Below are 15,824 nucleotides of genomic sequence, written 5' to 3'. Positions count from 1 at the left end.
AGGCGAAGCCGGGGGCGCGGGGAGACAGGCAGGGAGACTGGCTAGGTTGTCGTGGTGGTTTTTCAAGGAGGTCGACAGATGGCACGTCTTTTCGGTACCGACGGCGTACGTGGCCTCGCCAACGAGGAGCTGACCCCGGAGCTGGCGCTCTCGCTCGCCGCCAGCGCCGCCCGCGTCCTCGCCGCCCACGACCGCTCGCACCGCCCGGTCGCGGTCGTCGGCCGTGACCCGCGTGCCAGCGGCGAGATGCTCGAGGCCGCCGTCGTGGCGGGCCTCACCTCCGCCGGCGCCGACGTGCTGCGCCTCGGCGTCCTCCCGACACCCGCCGTCGCGTACCTGGTCGGCGCGCTCGAAGCGGATCTCGGCGTGATGATCTCCGCCTCCCACAACCCCATGCCCGACAACGGCATCAAGCTCTTCGCCGCGGGCGGCCACAAGCTCCCCGACGGGATCGAGGACGAGATCGAGGCCGGTCTCGCCGCTCCCGTCACCCGCCCGACCGGGATCGGCGTCGGCCGCGTCAAGGACGTCGCCGACGCGGGTGACCGCTACATCCAGCACCTGCTGTCCGCCACCCCGCACCCGCTCGCGGGCCTGCGCGTCGTCGTCGACTGCGCCAACGGGGCCTCGTCCTTCGCCGCCCCCGAGGTCTACCGCAAGGCCGGCGCCGAGGTCATCGCGATCCACGCCGACCCGGACGGCGTCAACATCAACGAGCACTGTGGGTCGAATCACCCGGACGCGTTGCGCGCGGCCGTCGTCGAGCACAGCGCCGACCTGGGGATCGCGCACGACGGTGACGCCGACCGCTGTGTCGCGGTCGACGCCTCCGGTGAGCTCATCGACGGCGACCAGATCATGGCCGTCCTCGCGCTCGCCCTCGCCGAGACCGGTGAACTGACCAAGAACACCCTCGTCGCGACCGTGATGAGCAACCTGGGCCTGCACCTCGCGATGCGCGCGCACGACATCAACCTCGTCACCACCGCCGTCGGCGACCGCTACGTCCTCGAAGAGCTCCGTGCGAGCGGGTTCGCGCTCGGCGGCGAGCAGTCGGGACACGTCGTCCTCCCCGCGTACGCGACCACCGGCGACGGTCTCCTCACCGCGCTGCGTGTGATGAGCCGCATGGCGTCCACCGGCAAGTCGCTCGCCGACCTAGCCGCCGTCATGAACCGTCTGCCGCAGGTGCTGGTGAACGTCCCCGTCGCGGACAAGGCGGCGGTCGCCGTCTCGGCCGCGGTCCGCGACGCCGTCGGCGCCGTCGAGGCCGAACTCGGCGAAGAGGGCCGGGTCCTGCTGCGCCCGTCGGGCACCGAGCAGCTGGTCCGCGTCATGGTCGAGGCCCCCGCGCACGACACCGCACAGGCGGCCGCCGACAGGCTCGCGGGAGTCGTCTCCTCCGCGTCGTAAGCCCTCTCACGATCTTCCCAAGTCGCTGCGCACGGGTTACCGGCCCGGTACATTCCGTGTGCGGATACCTAGGGGAGGGTCACGGTGGCGGGTAAAGGGCACAAGGTAGACACGGCGCAGCTGAACGAGGCCGCCAAGGTGTTGCAGGATCTGCCCAAGCAGGCCTGTGAAGGGCCGATCGGCGCGGTCGAGCAGATCAACCTGAACTCGGGCAGCTTCGGCCCGGCGCACGGCGGCTGCTTCACCGGCTACTCCGCGAGCATTCAGCGCCTCGCGAAGTGCGCGCGCAGCTACCTGACGGCCTCGGACGAGTTCGGTCGCAAGATCGCGGCTTCCAAGGACCTCTACCAGTCCAATGAGGACTCCAACGCCGCCGAGATGAGGAAGCACTGATGGGCCTCGCGGACGTCGGCGGCGGTGGCGGGCACGACATTCCGAGCCGGGCCGAAGTCGAGAAGATCCTCAACGACCCGAACATCGACCGCGACACCAAACGCGAACTCGCCCTCAACTACATCGACTACATCGAGGACGAGTCGCCCGAAAGCTGTGGTTTCGCCAGCGAAGCCGAGCGGAACGGCTTCCGGGACTACCTCAAGTCGATTAACGGTGACTGGATCACCGAGGGTGATCTCAACGTCAACGACGGTTCCCTCGAAGAGGTCAAAAAGGCTTACAAGACCGCGCACGAGAAGTACGACGCGAACCAGGCCGCCGGGCGGCAGGGTGATCGCGACGTGCTGAACAAGGACGCGGCGAAGACCCAGGAGATCGCCGGTCGCGCCACCGAGACCGATCCGGGCTGCGCGAATTCGAACGACATCATGGTCCCCGGCCTGTCGGGGTTCAAGGTGTACGAGATCTTCCACCCGATCTACGTCCGCGCGCTGAGCCTGGCGGGCGGCGGGGCCGCGGTGGCCCTCAGCGAACTGCAGCGGCTGTACCACGAGCAGGACAACATCCCGTTCACCCTGTTCAAGGCGAGCGCGGACGAGCTGACCGCGGTCGGCACGGCCATCACCGGGTCTGCGCAGGACGTCTCCGGGAAGCTCGGCAACTCGCTCGGCACCTGGGAAGGCGCCGCCGCGGATCAGGCGCGTGCCTATCAAAAGGCCTACTCGGACAAGACCGGTCAGGTCGCCGAGGCCTTCAAGGCCGCGGGCGACGGACTGCTGCGGACCAACGCCTCGGTCGGCAAGTTCTGCCGCGAAAAGGTCGAGTGGCTGCAGAAGTGGTACACGGACAAGATCGGCGACGCCACCGCGCAGGACATCGAGCGGATCATCCGCATCGCCGACGGCTCGTGCAGCCAGAACGACATCATCCACTGCATCAAGTTCCTGAGCATCGACGCCAAGAACGCCTTCAACGACGACTGGGGCGACATCGACCAGAGCACCATCGACGAGGTCCTCAAACCTCAGGCGGTGGCCTGGCTGAAGGACGTCTTCCTCGCCTGGTTCGGCAAGCACATCGAGAACTTCCAGCTGGTGTGCAAGAACACCCGTGACGCGATCAACGGGGCGTGGCGGGCGTTCAACGAATCGGTCGGCAAGGTCGTCGAGAACCCGTACGCGGACTTGGGCAAGACCCCGGAGACGGGCGGCGAAAAGCCCGTCGAGAAGGGCGGCGGCGGCAAGGACACCGGTGGGGGCGCAGGCCCGTCGTCCGGCGGTGGCAGTGGCCCGTCGTCAGGTGGCGGCGGCAAGCCGCCGCCGAGCGCGGTCGAATACAAGCAGCCGGAGAAGCCCGAAACACCGGAAGTGCCGGGCCAGGAGAAGAACCCGGTCACGGACAAGCCGCTCGACATCGACCCGGCCACCGGGGAGCCGTACCCGATCGATCCGCGCACGGGTGAGGCGATCAAGAACGACACCGCCGGCACCGAACCCGAGAAGGTGATCGTCGAGCAGGGTGACCGCAAGATCTCCATGGCCGAGCCCGGCGCCGACGGGAAGATGGGCATCTCCGTCCAGGACGCCACCGGCCAGGCCAAGGATTACGACCTCGACTTCGGCGACGGCAAGGCCACACCCGGAACCGGCGACGCGGCCGGCGGACCCGTCCACCGCGACACCGCCGAGCGGCTGGATCAGCAGGCGGCCTCGCGTCCCACGGCAAGCCACGGGCAGACCTATCAGCCTGGCCCCGACGGCAAGATCCACATCGAGGACGGCGGCCTCAAGATCACCGCGGAACGGCCGAGCGGCCCCGGCGGGCCGACGCTCGTGACCGTCGACGACGGGTCGGGGCATCCGTCGAAGTACACCCTCGGCGAGGACGAACAGCCTGCGGGCGGCCGTCACGCGAGCCCGGAGTCCACGCCGCAGGCGGTAGGCAGGCACGCCGCCGAGAGCGCCGCGGCCCAGCCGGTCGACAACGTCGCGCGTCAGCACGCCGAGCAGGCCGCCGGCCCGCACGACGCCACCTCCGGTGGCACCGGCGGCGGAGCACCCGCTTCGGTGCCCGGCCACCCGGCGGAACCGGTGGCGGCCGAACCGGTGGCGGCGGCCGCCGACGGGCCCTCCGAAGCGACGACGGCCCAGTCGTTGAGCAACCCGTTCGACGGTGGAGACCACGGTGGGGACAACGGCCTCGGTGACACGTCGGATCCCGCCGGGACCGGCGGTGGCGCGACCGCTCCCTCAGCGCCGTCCGGACTCGGTTCCGCTCCCGGAGGGGGCGCCCAGGACCCGGCCGCGGCCGGGGCGGGGATGATGGGCGGTATGGGCATGATGGGCGGCGGTGCGGCCGGCGGGCAGGGGTCCGGTGAAGACCAGCAGCGCACGTCCAGCGGATACCGGGTCGACGGCGGTCTGTTCGACACCGCGACGACGACGGGCAGCCGGATCAGCGGCTCGCTCGACGACGACGGCGTCATCGGCTTCCGTTAGCGGTCACGGGAGGGGATCAGTGAATCCTGAGGAGGATCTCGCCAGACTCCGGCATCAGCTGGCCGGGCTGGAGCGCGAGAACGGCGACCGGATGTACCTGGTCGACAACCGGGCGACCAAGGCGATCGAGGAGACCCAGGCCGCGGGCGACAAGCTCAAGCAGGAGACGAGCGCGGCCCTGACCGCGCGGATCGAGCAGAAGCGGCGGGCCGAGGCCGCGGGTGGCTGGGCGACCGAGTCGACGCTGAGCGACAAGGTCGAGGACGACGGCGACTTCGGGTTCGAGGAGGACGAGACCGAGAACGAGCGCCGCGCCGGGTATCGGACGGCCGAGGAGCCGCCGGTCGCGTATCGGCCGCCGGCACCGTCCCAACCGCCGCCACCCCCGCCGCCGGCCCCTGTTCCGGAGGAACGCCCGGCCGGGCGGCATCGGCGGGCGGCCGCGCGGGGCGACGACGACGATTTCGCCAACACCGACTGGCTGGCGACCTGAGCGGTCAGGTCCGCAGCACCACGATCGCCCGCTCGACGCCGTGGAAGACGGCGTGCGCCTTGTATCGCACGTCCTCGGTGACGTGGCCGGGAGTCAGGATCTCGGCAAGCGCGCGAAGCGCCACCTCGCCTTCGGTGACCGCGACCCGCGAGCCGGGGCAGGTGTGCCGCCCGAGGCCGAACGCGAGTTCGGCGCCGGGTCCCAGCGGGATGGCGAGTTTGTCCCCGACGGTGAAGTCCTTGTCCGCCAAGGAGAACGGTGCGGTCACGCGGCGGGCGGCGAACCGGGTCGGGGCGATCTCGTGGATCAGGCCGCGTACGTCGTCGAGGGCGTCCGGGCGGCGTAGGAGTTCGAGACCGGCGAGGGCGAGGAAGTTCATGGAGTTCTCGTACGCCGCGTGGGCGAGCATCACCGGCGTGATCATCAGTTCGTCTTCGGTGATGCGGCCCGCTTCGTGCGCTTCGCGGAGCAGCGCCAGCCCGCCGCCTTCGACGGCCTTCGCCTTGAGGAAGAACATCGCGACCCGGATCGCGGCGGTGTCGGCCCCGCCCGGTCCGCCGGACCAGACGTCCAAGTTCGCGGCGGTCTCCGTGAGGTTCGTCAGCAGCTTCTCGCCCAGTGGCTCGACCGTGCCGAGCACCGCCTCCGTCACCCTGGCCGCCACCGGCCTGGCGAAGTCGGCCACCAGGTCGAAGCGCGCACTCGACTTTAGCCCCCTAATCGTGATCCGGAGGTCGGCGAGCACGGCCTCCGGAAGCGGCTCCACCAGGGCGATGACCTCCTTGACGACCGCCCGCAGCCGGCGGTGGTCCGCGCCGTCCATCAGCAGGAGGTTCGGGGTCTCGGCGGCGGCGCCACCGGGGTTCGAGCTGAGCTCGCGGTCGCGCAGGGCCTTGACGCGGTCCGCCGGATCTTCCAGCACGAAGAAGTCGTCCACGCTCGTATGATGCCCATGCCGCGGCCGGAGGATGTGCCAGTGCCTGCAAAACCGTCACCGGAAGTGCCCGACGAGGTGCTGCGGACCCCGCTCGTGCGACGTCTGCTCGAACGCGCCGAGGTCGAGCGCCCGGCGTACACGCACCTCGACTGCTCGAACCGGCACGAACCCGTCGAGGACACCCTGACCTGGGCCGAGCTCCTCGTCCACGTCCGCGCTGTCGCGGCGAAGCTGCGTGAAGTGATCCAGCCGGGAGACCGCGTCGCGATCACCGCGCGGCAGGATCTTTCCTACGTCGTCGCGTTCTTCGGCGCTCTGTACGCCGGGGCTGTCGCGGTGCCACTGTCCGCTCCGGACGTGCGCGCGCACCGCGAGCGGCTCGTCGGTGTGCTCAACGACTGCGACGCCGGCATCTGGATGACGTCGGAAGCCTTGGTCGAGCGGCTGACCGAGTTCGCCGAGGCCGAGCCGGTGCCGGCTCCCCGCGAGATCGTCGCCGTCGACACCCTGCCGCTGGACCCGGCGGACCGGTCGCTGCCGGCGCCGGTCTCGCCCGAGGACCCCGCCTACCTGCAGTACACCTCCGGCACGACGCGTTCGCCGGCCGGGGTGATCATCACGCATCGGGCGTTGTCGGCCGCGTGCTGGCAGATCTGCGACGCCTATGACGTCGGCGAGCACACCACGTGCGTCGGCTGGATCCCGTTCTTCCACGACATGGGGCTGGCGCAACTGGTCGCGGGGACGATGCACTCCGGCGGCCGGACGGTGTTCATCGCGCCGCTGGAGTTCATCCGTCGCCCGGAACGCTGGCTGCTGCTGATGTCGGCGTATCCGAACACCCTCACGGCGGCCCCGAACTTCGCGTACGACCTGGTCACCGAGGCCGTGCCCGAGCCGAAGCGCGCCGAGTACGACCTGTCTACGGTGTCGATCGCGCTCAGCGGCAGCGAGCCGGTCCGGGCGGCGACCGTCCGGGAGTTCCTCGCCGCGTACGAACCCCATGGCTTCCCGCGCGGCGCCTTCCGGCCGTCCTACGGTCTGGCCGAGGCGACGGTCTACGTCGCCAGCGGCGATTCCGGCGGTCCGGTGGTGACCGAAGTGGACGGCCGCGAAGTCGTCGAGATCGGCTGGCCCCGGGGGCAGCGGGTCCGCGTCGTCCCTCCGCCGGATCGCGTTTTGCCCGCGAAAGTCGACGCGGGCGGTGCGGGGGAGATCTGGGTCAAGGGGCCCAACGTGGCGGCCGGGTACTGGCGGCGTCCGGAGTTGACCGCCGAAGTGTTCGACGCCGAGCTCGACGGCGAAGGCGGCTGGCTCCGCACCGGGGACCTGGGGACGATCCGGAACGGCAGGCTCTCCGTGACCGGGCGCCTGAAGGACCTGATCATCATCGACGGCCGCAACCACAGCCCGCACGACATCGAAGAGACGGTCGCCGCCGCGCATCCCCTTCTCGGGCCCGAGCGGGTCGCCGCTTTCGCTGTCGACGGCGACGAGGGGGAGGGCGTCGTCGTGGTCGCCGAGCGCGCCCGGAAGGCCCCTGACTTCGACGAAGCCGAGATCTCGCGGGCCGCCACCCGCGCCGTCGCCGAGCGGCACGACGTGCGCCTCCGCGCCTTTCTCCTGGTGAAACCCGGCGGGCTGCCGCGGACCTCCAGCGGAAAGGTCGCGCGTTTCGCGGCCAGAACGCGGTATTGGACGGCGGATGGGACAGAATTCCCCCATGGCAGCTGACGGGAGCGAGTACGTCGACGAGATCAAGGCCCTCGTCTGCGAGACCTTCGACGTCGATCCGGAGTCCATCGACGAGAACACGCCCTTCGCCGAGATGGGCGTGGACTCGCGGCGCCGCGTCCGGCTCCTGGCGACGGTCGAGGTCGAGTTCGGCATCGACATCGACCTCGACGAGCTGGACCGCCTGGTCGACATCCGAGGCGCGGCGACCGTCCTCGCCGAGGCGATCGAAGCGGGCGCGAAACCGCGAAAACGCGGTCTACCAGGCTTCTTGCGCCGAAATCGTTTGAGTTAGCAAAGGTGTGAATGTCCCTGCGGCCCGGGTGACCGGTAGGTACATTCTGTGTGCATATGCGACGGCACCTGATGCCGCCGGCGTGCGTCGTAGGTAGGACAACGAGGCGGATACTGCGGGACGAAGGGGGCACCGGTCATGCCGGACGGGGGCTACAAAGCCGATTCAGAGGCGATGCTCACGGCGTCGACGTCGTTGGATCGCGCGGCTGAGAACACGACGTCCGAGGCAGGGAAGGTGGGGCCCACCCAGGTGCAGCCCGCCGACTTCGGCCGGGTGCACAAGGACTACCAAAAGGGCTACGCCAAGGGGATCCTCGCCATTTCCGACGCGATGAAGGGCTACGCGGGCCAGCTCACCCAGCTCGCCGGCGGGGTCAGCACCGCGTCGACCCGCTACACCTCATCCGACCAGGCGAACGCCGCCGCCGCCAACAAGGCAGGTACCCAGTAATGGCACGGCCCACGCCGCAGCAGATCGCCGAGCTGCAGAAGGATCCATACGTCACCCAGGGGACCAAGGACGCGCTCTGGTTCGGCGGGGAAGAGGCCTACAAGAAGGCCATCGCCGAACGTGACGCGAACGCGGCCGCGGACAAGAAGCAGAAGGCCGAAGCCGACAAGGCCGACAAGGACCTCGACTCGATGGCCCGCCCCGCCGCGGGTGGCGCCACGACCAAATCCGACCAGGTGCTCGACCTGGGGAAGCCGGCGCTGGACTTCTTTTCGGACTGGGCCGAGCAGGTCTGGAACAAGATGCCGGACCGGCCGTACGAGATCAGTTACAAGACCGACGTCTGGGACCGGTTCCACGAGAACCGCGAGATCAACTTCCAGGCGATGTTCGACGAGGTCGAAGATCTCGGCGACGCCAAGAAAGCCGTCGAGCAGACCAGGACGGACGCGACTTCAGCGCTGACCACCCTCTTCCACGACTGGAAGGGACAGGGCGCGACGGCCGCGAAGGTCAAATACGAGCAGCGGATCCAGCCCGACGCGAAAGAACTCGTCGCGCAGATGGACGGCGTCATCAAACTGGTGCCTTCGACCATCGACAAGATCTACAGCGCGCTCAAACTGAAGGTCGACGAAACCCTGAAGCTGCGTGCCGACACGGTCGCCACGGCACCGCTTTTCACGGCGAAGCAGGTCGTCGAGATCGCGAACGGCAAGGTCGATTCCAAAGAAAAGCTCTTGGACGTCGCGTATTGGCTCGACTCCGCGTGCCCGGGCAACAACCTCGCTTCGCGGCTGCGTTCCGACGACTGCGACTTGAACGACGAGAACAAGGAATACGCAATCGGGGCCGCGAAGCAGTGGCTCAAGGGGTCGTTCGCCAAGGAATTCGGTGAGCGGTTCGAGAACCTCAAAAAGCTCTGCAAGAACGCGACCGACACGATCAACACGCAGTACCACGAGCTTTCGCGGTTCATGGAGGACTACACGAACCCGTTCCCCGCGGCCGGGTCCGAGAAGCCGCCCGCCGATGACGGCAAGGGCAAGGGCGACAACGGCGGGAACGGCGGCGGGAACAACGGCGGCGGCGGTAGCGGTAGTGGCGGCGGAAGCGGGAGTGGGAGCGGTGGTGGAAGCGGCAGTGGCGGCGGTGCCAGCACGCCCCCGGCCGCTTCGGTCCCCGAGGCGCCGAAGCCGGAGGACAAGCCCGCCGACGGGACGAACCCGGTCACCGGGAAGCCGCTCGAGATGGATCCCGAGACCGGCAAGCCGTACCCGATCGACCCGGCGACGGGCGAGGCGATCAAGGACGGCGCCGACGGTCAGGACACCATGACCGTCGAAAAGGGCGACAACAAGATCGAGATGTCCGAGCCGGACAAAGACGGCAAGATGGACATCAAGGTCGACGACGGCAAGGGCAACGAGAAGGACTACAAGCTCGACTTCGACGACCCGAAGGGCGAAGACGGCAAGCCCGGCGAAGAGGGTAAGGACGGCAAGGGCAAGGACGGCGACTTCGGTCCGCAGGGCGCGGCGAAGGAGGGCGAGCCCGGCAAGGACGGCGTCTACCGGCCCGGTCCGGACGGCAAGATCCACATCCAGGACGGCAACCTCAAGATCACCGCCGAGCAGCCGGACGGTCCGAACGGCCCGACCGTGGTGACCGTCGACGACGGCAAGGGCGAGCCGACCACCTACACCCTCGACGAAAAGGGTGAGAAGAAGGAACTCAAGCCCGGCGACGTCGTCCAGACCGACGACATCAAGAACGGTCTCGACGACCGGAATCCCGGCAACCCGCAGCCCGGCAAGCCCGAAGACGTCCGCACGATGCCCGCCCCGGCCGATGGGCTGGCCCCTGGCGGCGGTGGAGGTGGCGGCTTCAGCGCTCCGGGTGGCGTCGAGGTCGGCGTCGGCGCCGAAGGGGCTGCCGGTGCGTCCGCGGACGTGTCCGGTGGCGCCGCGTCGGGTGCGGGCGGCGATGGCACCGTCCCGACGGCCAGTGGCGGCGGAGGCGGTGGCAGCTTCGAGGGCGCGCTCGGTGGCGTCGGCGAGGGTGGTTCGGCGGGGTCGCTGAACGAAGCCGGTTCGCTGGAAGCGGGCGCGCAGTCCGGGGGCGGCGCCCAGCCGGCCGCGGCCGACAGCGGCCTCGGGGCGGCTCCGGGCGGGATGGACCACGCACCCGCGGGCGCCGGCGCCGGTAGCTCGTCCGGCGGGATGGGCGGCATGATGGGTGGAATGGGCGCCATGGGCGGCGCGGCCGGTGGTGGCGGGGGTGACACGCAGCGCGGGTCGAGCCAGTACCGCGTCGAGGGTGGCATTTTCGAGACCAGTGGCGCGGGCGGCCGGATCAGCGGGTCGCTCGACGACGAGGGCGGCGACCGCTCGATCAGCTACGAGCGATGATCGGTAGCCGGGGAACGAGGGAGGACCGATGAGCGCTGTTGACCGGCTGGCGGCCGCCATGTCCAGGCAGGACGCCGCCATCACGGAGCAGTTGGAGCAGCGCGGGCTGCGGGAACGGCATCTCGCCGATGCCAAGGCCCAGGCGGCGGAGACCATGCAAAAGGACGCCGCCATCCACGACAAGTACGCCGCCCACATGCAGGAACTGGGGAAGCGGGGCAAGGAGGCGGGCGGCTGGCTGACCGGCAAGACGACCGCCGACCGCAACCACACGATCGGCTTCGACCTTGAGGACGACGACAAGCCGGACGCCCGGTTCGCCGAGTTCGGCGGTCGTCAGGGGGCCGACGCTTCGCGGCCGGCGCTTCCGCCTCCGCCGCCCCTCCCGGTCGCGCCGGGAGTGCCCGGGATCCCGGCGACGGTGGACGTCCCGCCGGCCGCGGCGCCGACGCCTCCTCCGGCTGCCGCGGTGCCGGAAGCGTCCAGCACGCCGGCGCGTCGTCGGGGTCGTCACGCCCGGGACGACAAGGGATTCGACGACGACGACTTCTCGAACAACTCGTGGATGGTCGACTGACCGCTTCACCGCACTTCAGGGCCCGGCTCACCAGAGCCGGGCCCTTCCCTTTTGCCCTCTCGCCGCCCTGCCCCCCGCGTCGACTTTCGCGGGCTAATCGTGATCCGGGGGCGTGTCGCGTTTAGAGGACTAAACGCGATCGGTGAGGCCACGTCCTGACTTCAGGGGTGTCGACTTTCGCCCCCTAATCGCGATCTGGAGGGAGCGTCGCGTTTAGCGGGCTAAACGCGCTCAGGCGGCGGGTTCGTCGGGGGCCGCGATCGGGGCGCGCTTGACGTCGGCGTCCAGCAGGGCCCGGTACTTCGTCGTTCCCGTCAAATGAGTGAGGAAGAACGCGGTGAACAGCGCCCGCGTCAGCTGCTGGGTCCCGCGGTGCGGCTTCCCGTGCAGCAGCAGCTGGCTCCAGTGCCTGCCCTCGGTGACGCCGAGGTGCGACGACTTCCCGAGCGTCCGCAGCTGCACCGGCCCGCCCCACGCGTCCGCGATGGCTTCGGCGTGCCCGATCGGCGGCGCGACCAGGTCTTCGCCCGCCGCGAGATGCAGGCCGGGCGCGGTCACCGAGCGGGCCGACACCGTCGCGGGCGGCAGCGTCTGCGCGGGAGTGATGGTCGCGACGGCGCGAATCCGCGGCCGGTCCTCGTTCTCCGCGGCCTGCGCGGCGGCCAGCACCGCCGAACCGCCGCCCGTCGAGTGCCCCGCCAGGCCGAGCTTCGCCGGGTCGACGCTGATGCCGTCCGGTCCGAGGCGGACCGTCGTGATCAGGTCGAGCGTGGTGAGCAGGTCGCCGGCCAGCAGCCGGTGCGAAGGCAGCGGCCCGCGTTGAGTGGCCGGAGCCGCCGCGACGATGCCCCAGCTCGCGAGGTGCCGGAGCAGGTGCCGGTAGCTCCCGGTGGGCTGCAGCCAGCCGTGCCCGAACGCGATCGCGGGCAGACCGAGCCCCGAGCGGGGGGTGAACACGACACCGGGCAGTCCGACCAGGGCGAGGTTGCCGCGAAGCACCTCGTGCGGACCTGGGTGGGACAGCTCCGCGAGCAGCTGCTTGGGCTTGCTGGCCATGCTCGTGACCTTACTGCCCGCTCCCCCGTCCGGCCCGCGCACCGCCCCGCGCATCGCGATTAGCCCGCGAAAGTCGCACGCGGCCGCCCGGAAGACGGGGGCCGGATTTTCGTCGTTAGGCTGGTGGCCGTGTGTGGAATCGTGGGATACGTCGGACACCGCCCGGCCCTGGACGTCGTCATCGGCGGGCTTCGCCGGATGGAGTACCGCGGCTATGACTCGGCAGGCGTCGCCGTTCTCGACGGCGCGGGCGCGCTGAACGTCGAGCGCAAGGCGGGCCGCCTGGCCAACCTGGAGACCCAGCTCGACACCGTCGGCAGGGACGCCTTCGCGGGCACCGCCGGGATGGGCCACACCCGCTGGGCCACCCACGGCGCCCCGGTCGACCGCAACTCGCACCCGCACCGCGACGCCTCCCAGCGCGTCGCCGTCGTGCACAACGGCATCATCGAGAACTTCGCCGCTCTGCGCGCCGAGCTCGAGGCCGACAACGTCGAAATGGCGAGCGACACCGACTCCGAGACCGCCGCGCACCTGATCTCCCGCGCCTACGCCGACGGCGACACGAAGGGCGACTTCCCCGCCAGCGTCGCCGCGGTCTGCCGTCGCCTCGAAGGCGCGTTCACCCTGGTCGTGACCATCGCCGACCAGCCGGACACCATCGTCGCCGCCCGCCGTTCCTCGCCGCTGGTCGTCGGTGTCGGCGAGGGCGAGCACTTCGTCGCGTCCGACGTCGCCGCGTTCATCGAGCACACCCGCGAGGCGGTCGAGCTCGGCCAGGACCAGCTCGTCGTGATCACCCGCGAGGGGTACGAGGTCACCGACTTCCACGGCGACGCCGCCCAGGCCAAGCCGTTCACCGTCGACTGGGACCTCTCGGCCGCGGAAAAGGGCGGCCACGAGTACTTCATGCTCAAGGAGATCGACGAGCAGCCGGAGGCACTGGCGAACACGCTGCGCGGCCACTTCGACGGCGGCCGGATCATCCTCGACGAGCAGCGCATCTCCGACCAGGACCTGCGCGACGTCGACAAGGTCTTCGTCGTCGCCTGTGGTTCCGCGTACCACTCGGGCCTCGTCGCCAAGTACGCGATCGAGCACTGGTGCCGCCTCCCGGTCGAGGTCGAGCTGGCCAGCGAGTTCCGCTACCGCGACCCGGTGCTGGACCGCGCGACCCTGGTCGTCGCCGTCTCCCAGTCGGGCGAGACCGCGGACACCCTCGAAGCCGTCCGTCACGCGCGCGAGCAGAAGGCCCGCGTCCTGGCCGTCTGCAACACCAACGGCGCGCAGATCCCGCGTGAGTCCGACGCCGTCCTCTACACGCACGCCGGTCCGGAGATCGGGGTCGCGTCGACCAAGGCGTTCCTCGCCCAGATCGCGGCGAACTACCTGGTCGGCCTGGCGCTCGCGCAGGCGCGCGGCACCAAGTACCCGGACGAGGTCGCCCGCGAGTTCGCCGAGCTCGAGGCCATGCCCGCCGCGGTGCAGAAGGTCCTGTCCACTGTGGACCAGGTCCGCGACCTCGGCCGCCGGATCGCCGATTCGAAGGCCGTGCTGTTCCTCGGCCGTCACGTCGGGTTCCCGGTCGCCCTCGAAGGCGCGCTGAAACTCAAGGAACTGGCGTACATGCACGCCGAGGGCTTCGCCGCCGGCGAGCTCAAGCACGGCCCGATCGCGCTGATCGAAGAGGGCCTGCCCGTCGTCGTGGTGATGCCGTCGCCGAAGGGCCGCGCGGTGCTGCACTCGAAGCTGGTGTCGAACATCAGCGAGATCCAGGCGCGCGGCGCCCGCACGATCGTGATCGCGGAGGAGGGCGACGAGACCGTCCGCCCGTTCGCCGACGAGCTGATCGAGATCCCGGCCGTCCCGACCCTGCTCCAGCCGCTGGTCTCCACCGTTCCGCTGCAGGTGCTGGCCGCCGAGATCGCCCGCACGCGCGGGTACGACGTCGACAAGCCGCGTAACCTGGCGAAGTCGGTCACCGTCGAGTAGAAGACCGGAGGCGTCGTGCAGGGAATCTGGACCACGGAACGGATTCGCGCGGCGGAGGACCAGCTGCTCGCCGTCACGCCCGACGGCGAGCTCATGCGGCGCGCGGCTTTCGGACTGGCGGTTCACGCCGCCGAAATGCTGGCCGAGCACACGGGTTCGGTGTCCGGACGGCGGGTCACGCTGCTCGTCGGATCGGGCAACAACGGCGGTGACGCCTTGTGGGCGGGCGCGTTCCTGCGCCGTCGCAATGTCGCCGTCTCCGCGATCCTGCTGAAGCCCGAACGCGCTCACGGCCCGGGTTTGGCTGCCTTGAAGCGATCCGGCGGCAAAGTGGTGTCCGTTGAGGACGGTCCACAGTGGATCCGTCGCGCGGATCTGGTCATCGACGGGATCGTCGGTATTTCGGCGCGAGGGCCCTTGCGGCCGGACGCCGCGGCGCTGCTGGAGCACGTGAGTTCGCCGGTGCTGGCCGTCGATCTGCCGAGCGGGGTGGATCCGGACACCGGCGCCGTCGACGGTCCGGCGGTCGTCGCCGACCGGACGGTCACTTTCGGCGCGCTCAAACCGGTGCACGCCCTCGCGCCCGCGTCCTGTGGCGAGATCGCCTTGGTGGACATCGGGCTGAGCCTCGACGATCCCGATCTGCAGCGGCTCGATACGGCCGACGTCGCCGCCGCGTGGCCGGTGCCCGGTCCGGACGACGACAAGTACAGCCAGGGCGTGGTCGGGGTGGCCGCCGGATCCGCGACGTATCCGGGGGCGGCGGTGCTCGCGGCCGGTGCCGCGGTGCGGGCGACGTCCGGGCTGGTTCGGTACGCCGGTCACGCTGCCGACGTGGTGCGCGGGCATTGGCCCGAGGTGATCGCGACGGGTTCGGTGACGGACGCGGGCCGGGTGCAGGCGTGGGTCGTCGGGCCGGGGATCGGGACCGGGCACGAGGGGCGGGACGTGCTGCGGTTCGTGCTTGGGCGCGGCGTGCCGGTGTGCGCGGACGCCGACGCGACGACGATCATCGCGCGTTCGCCCGACGTGCTCGACGCGCGGGATCCGGACACGCCGCTCGTGCTGACCCCGCACGCGGGGGAGTTCGAGCGGCTGATGGGTGCGCCGCCTGGGGCGGACCGGGTCGCGGCGGCGCGGTCGGCCGCGCGGAAGTACGACGCCGTCGTGCTCTTGAAGGGGCACTGCACGGTGGTCGCGGCGCCGGACGGGCGCGCGCTGGTGAACACGCCGCGGGGCTCGTGGCTGGCGACGGCGGGTTCGGGGGACGTGCTGTCCGGTCTGGTCGGCGCGCTGCTCGCCGCCGGGCTCGATCCGTGGCTGGCGGCCGGGGCGGCCGCGCACGTCCACTCGCTCGCCGGGTCGCTGGCCGCCGACGGCGTCCCCACCTCGGCGTCCGGCATCCTCGGCGCCATCCCGGACGCCCTCCGGTCCCTGCCCTCTTGACCAGGGCCCCGTTTCGATGTTCGCCCCCTAATCGCGCTCTGCGGGCGGGTGTCCGACGGTGAAGGCCTCCGGTGACAAGGAGCATCCGGCGAACGCGGGCCGGTTGTGCACCAAGGGCGCGAC

Annotated in this window: 14 protein-coding genes; 12 read left to right on the top strand and 2 right to left on the bottom strand. The window is 70.4% G+C overall.

Annotated elements, in window-relative coordinates:
- Nucleotides 1-78: 78 nt before the first annotated feature.
- From glmM to AB0N89_RS36420, 4 genes are all read left to right on the top strand, one after another.
- Complete coding sequence (glmM, locus tag AB0N89_RS36435; protein ID WP_364214723.1) at nt 79-1,413, top strand: phosphoglucosamine mutase; 1,335 nt, start codon at nt 79-81, stop codon at nt 1,411-1,413.
- Between the two features lie 84 nt (nt 1,414-1,497).
- Nucleotides 1,498-1,806, top strand: a complete 309-nt coding sequence (locus AB0N89_RS36430; protein WP_364214720.1) for a type VII secretion target — start codon at nt 1,498-1,500, stop codon at nt 1,804-1,806.
- Complete coding sequence (locus AB0N89_RS36425) at nt 1,806-4,307, top strand: hypothetical protein (RefSeq protein ID WP_364214717.1); 2,502 nt, start codon at nt 1,806-1,808, stop codon at nt 4,305-4,307. The genes AB0N89_RS36430 and AB0N89_RS36425 overlap by 1 nt, the downstream gene beginning before the upstream one ends.
- A 19-nt stretch (nt 4,308-4,326) precedes the next feature.
- Nucleotides 4,327-4,800, top strand: a complete 474-nt coding sequence (locus tag AB0N89_RS36420; RefSeq protein ID WP_364214714.1) for a hypothetical protein — start codon at nt 4,327-4,329, stop codon at nt 4,798-4,800.
- A gap of 4 nt (nt 4,801-4,804) precedes the next feature.
- Here the strand turns inward: AB0N89_RS36420 and AB0N89_RS36415 are convergent, their stop codons facing one another.
- Complete coding sequence (locus AB0N89_RS36415; RefSeq protein WP_364214711.1) at nt 4,805-5,737, bottom strand: cytochrome P450; 933 nt, start codon at nt 5,735-5,737, stop codon at nt 4,805-4,807.
- Nucleotides 5,738-5,752: 15 nt separating this feature from the next.
- Here AB0N89_RS36415 and AB0N89_RS36410 point away from each other — a divergent pair, with 15 nt between their 5' ends.
- The 5 genes from AB0N89_RS36410 to AB0N89_RS36390 all read left to right on the top strand — a co-directional run bounded on the left by AB0N89_RS36410 (nt 5,753) and on the right by AB0N89_RS36390 (nt 11,207).
- Nucleotides 5,753-7,471 carry a fatty acyl-AMP ligase gene (locus AB0N89_RS36410; RefSeq protein ID WP_364214708.1) on the top strand — a complete coding sequence of 573 codons (1,719 nt, stop codon included), beginning with the start codon at nt 5,753-5,755 and terminating at the stop codon, nt 7,469-7,471.
- On the top strand, nt 7,461-7,766 hold the full coding sequence (locus AB0N89_RS36405; protein WP_364214705.1) for an acyl carrier protein: 306 nt from the start codon (nt 7,461-7,463) through the stop codon (nt 7,764-7,766). Before AB0N89_RS36410 ends, AB0N89_RS36405 begins: the two co-directional genes overlap by 11 nt.
- A 138-nt stretch (nt 7,767-7,904) precedes the next feature.
- Nucleotides 7,905-8,219, top strand: coding sequence for a hypothetical protein (locus AB0N89_RS36400; RefSeq protein ID WP_364214702.1), 315 nt, complete (start codon nt 7,905-7,907; stop codon nt 8,217-8,219).
- A complete protein-coding gene (locus AB0N89_RS36395) occupies nt 8,219-10,630 on the top strand; it encodes a hypothetical protein (protein ID WP_364214698.1) in 2,412 nt (803 codons plus the stop codon). Before AB0N89_RS36400 ends, AB0N89_RS36395 begins: the two co-directional genes overlap by 1 nt.
- 28 nt (nt 10,631-10,658) lie before the next feature.
- A complete protein-coding gene (locus AB0N89_RS36390; protein WP_364214695.1) occupies nt 10,659-11,207 on the top strand; it encodes a hypothetical protein in 549 nt (182 codons plus the stop codon).
- A gap of 231 nt (nt 11,208-11,438) precedes the next feature.
- Here the strand turns inward: AB0N89_RS36390 and AB0N89_RS36385 are convergent, their stop codons facing one another.
- Nucleotides 11,439-12,263, bottom strand: a complete 825-nt coding sequence (locus tag AB0N89_RS36385) for an alpha/beta hydrolase (protein WP_364214692.1) — start codon at nt 12,261-12,263, stop codon at nt 11,439-11,441.
- A gap of 129 nt (nt 12,264-12,392) precedes the next feature.
- On the opposite strand from AB0N89_RS36385, the gene glmS reads away from it, so the two are divergent.
- The 3 genes from glmS to AB0N89_RS36370 form a co-directional block, all read left to right on the top strand.
- The gene (gene glmS, locus AB0N89_RS36380; protein WP_364214689.1) at nt 12,393-14,255 is read left to right on the top strand and encodes a glutamine--fructose-6-phosphate transaminase (isomerizing); all 1,863 of its coding nucleotides are present in this window, start codon (nt 12,393-12,395) and stop codon (nt 14,253-14,255) included.
- Between the two features lie 15 nt (nt 14,256-14,270).
- Nucleotides 14,271-15,701 carry an NAD(P)H-hydrate dehydratase gene (locus tag AB0N89_RS36375; protein ID WP_364214686.1) on the top strand — a complete coding sequence of 477 codons (1,431 nt, stop codon included), beginning with the start codon at nt 14,271-14,273 and terminating at the stop codon, nt 15,699-15,701.
- A 58-nt stretch (nt 15,702-15,759) separates the two neighbouring features.
- The coding region (locus AB0N89_RS36370) for a hypothetical protein (protein WP_364214751.1) at nt 15,760-15,824 on the top strand (65 nt) is incomplete at its 3' end.

The sequence above is a fragment of the Amycolatopsis sp. NPDC089917 genome (assembly GCF_040684635.1).
In the GTDB taxonomy this organism is placed as follows: domain Bacteria; phylum Actinomycetota; class Actinomycetes; order Mycobacteriales; family Pseudonocardiaceae; genus Amycolatopsis.
Note: the sequence above shows the minus strand (reverse complement) of the source record. Positions and strands in the feature narration are given on the sequence as shown.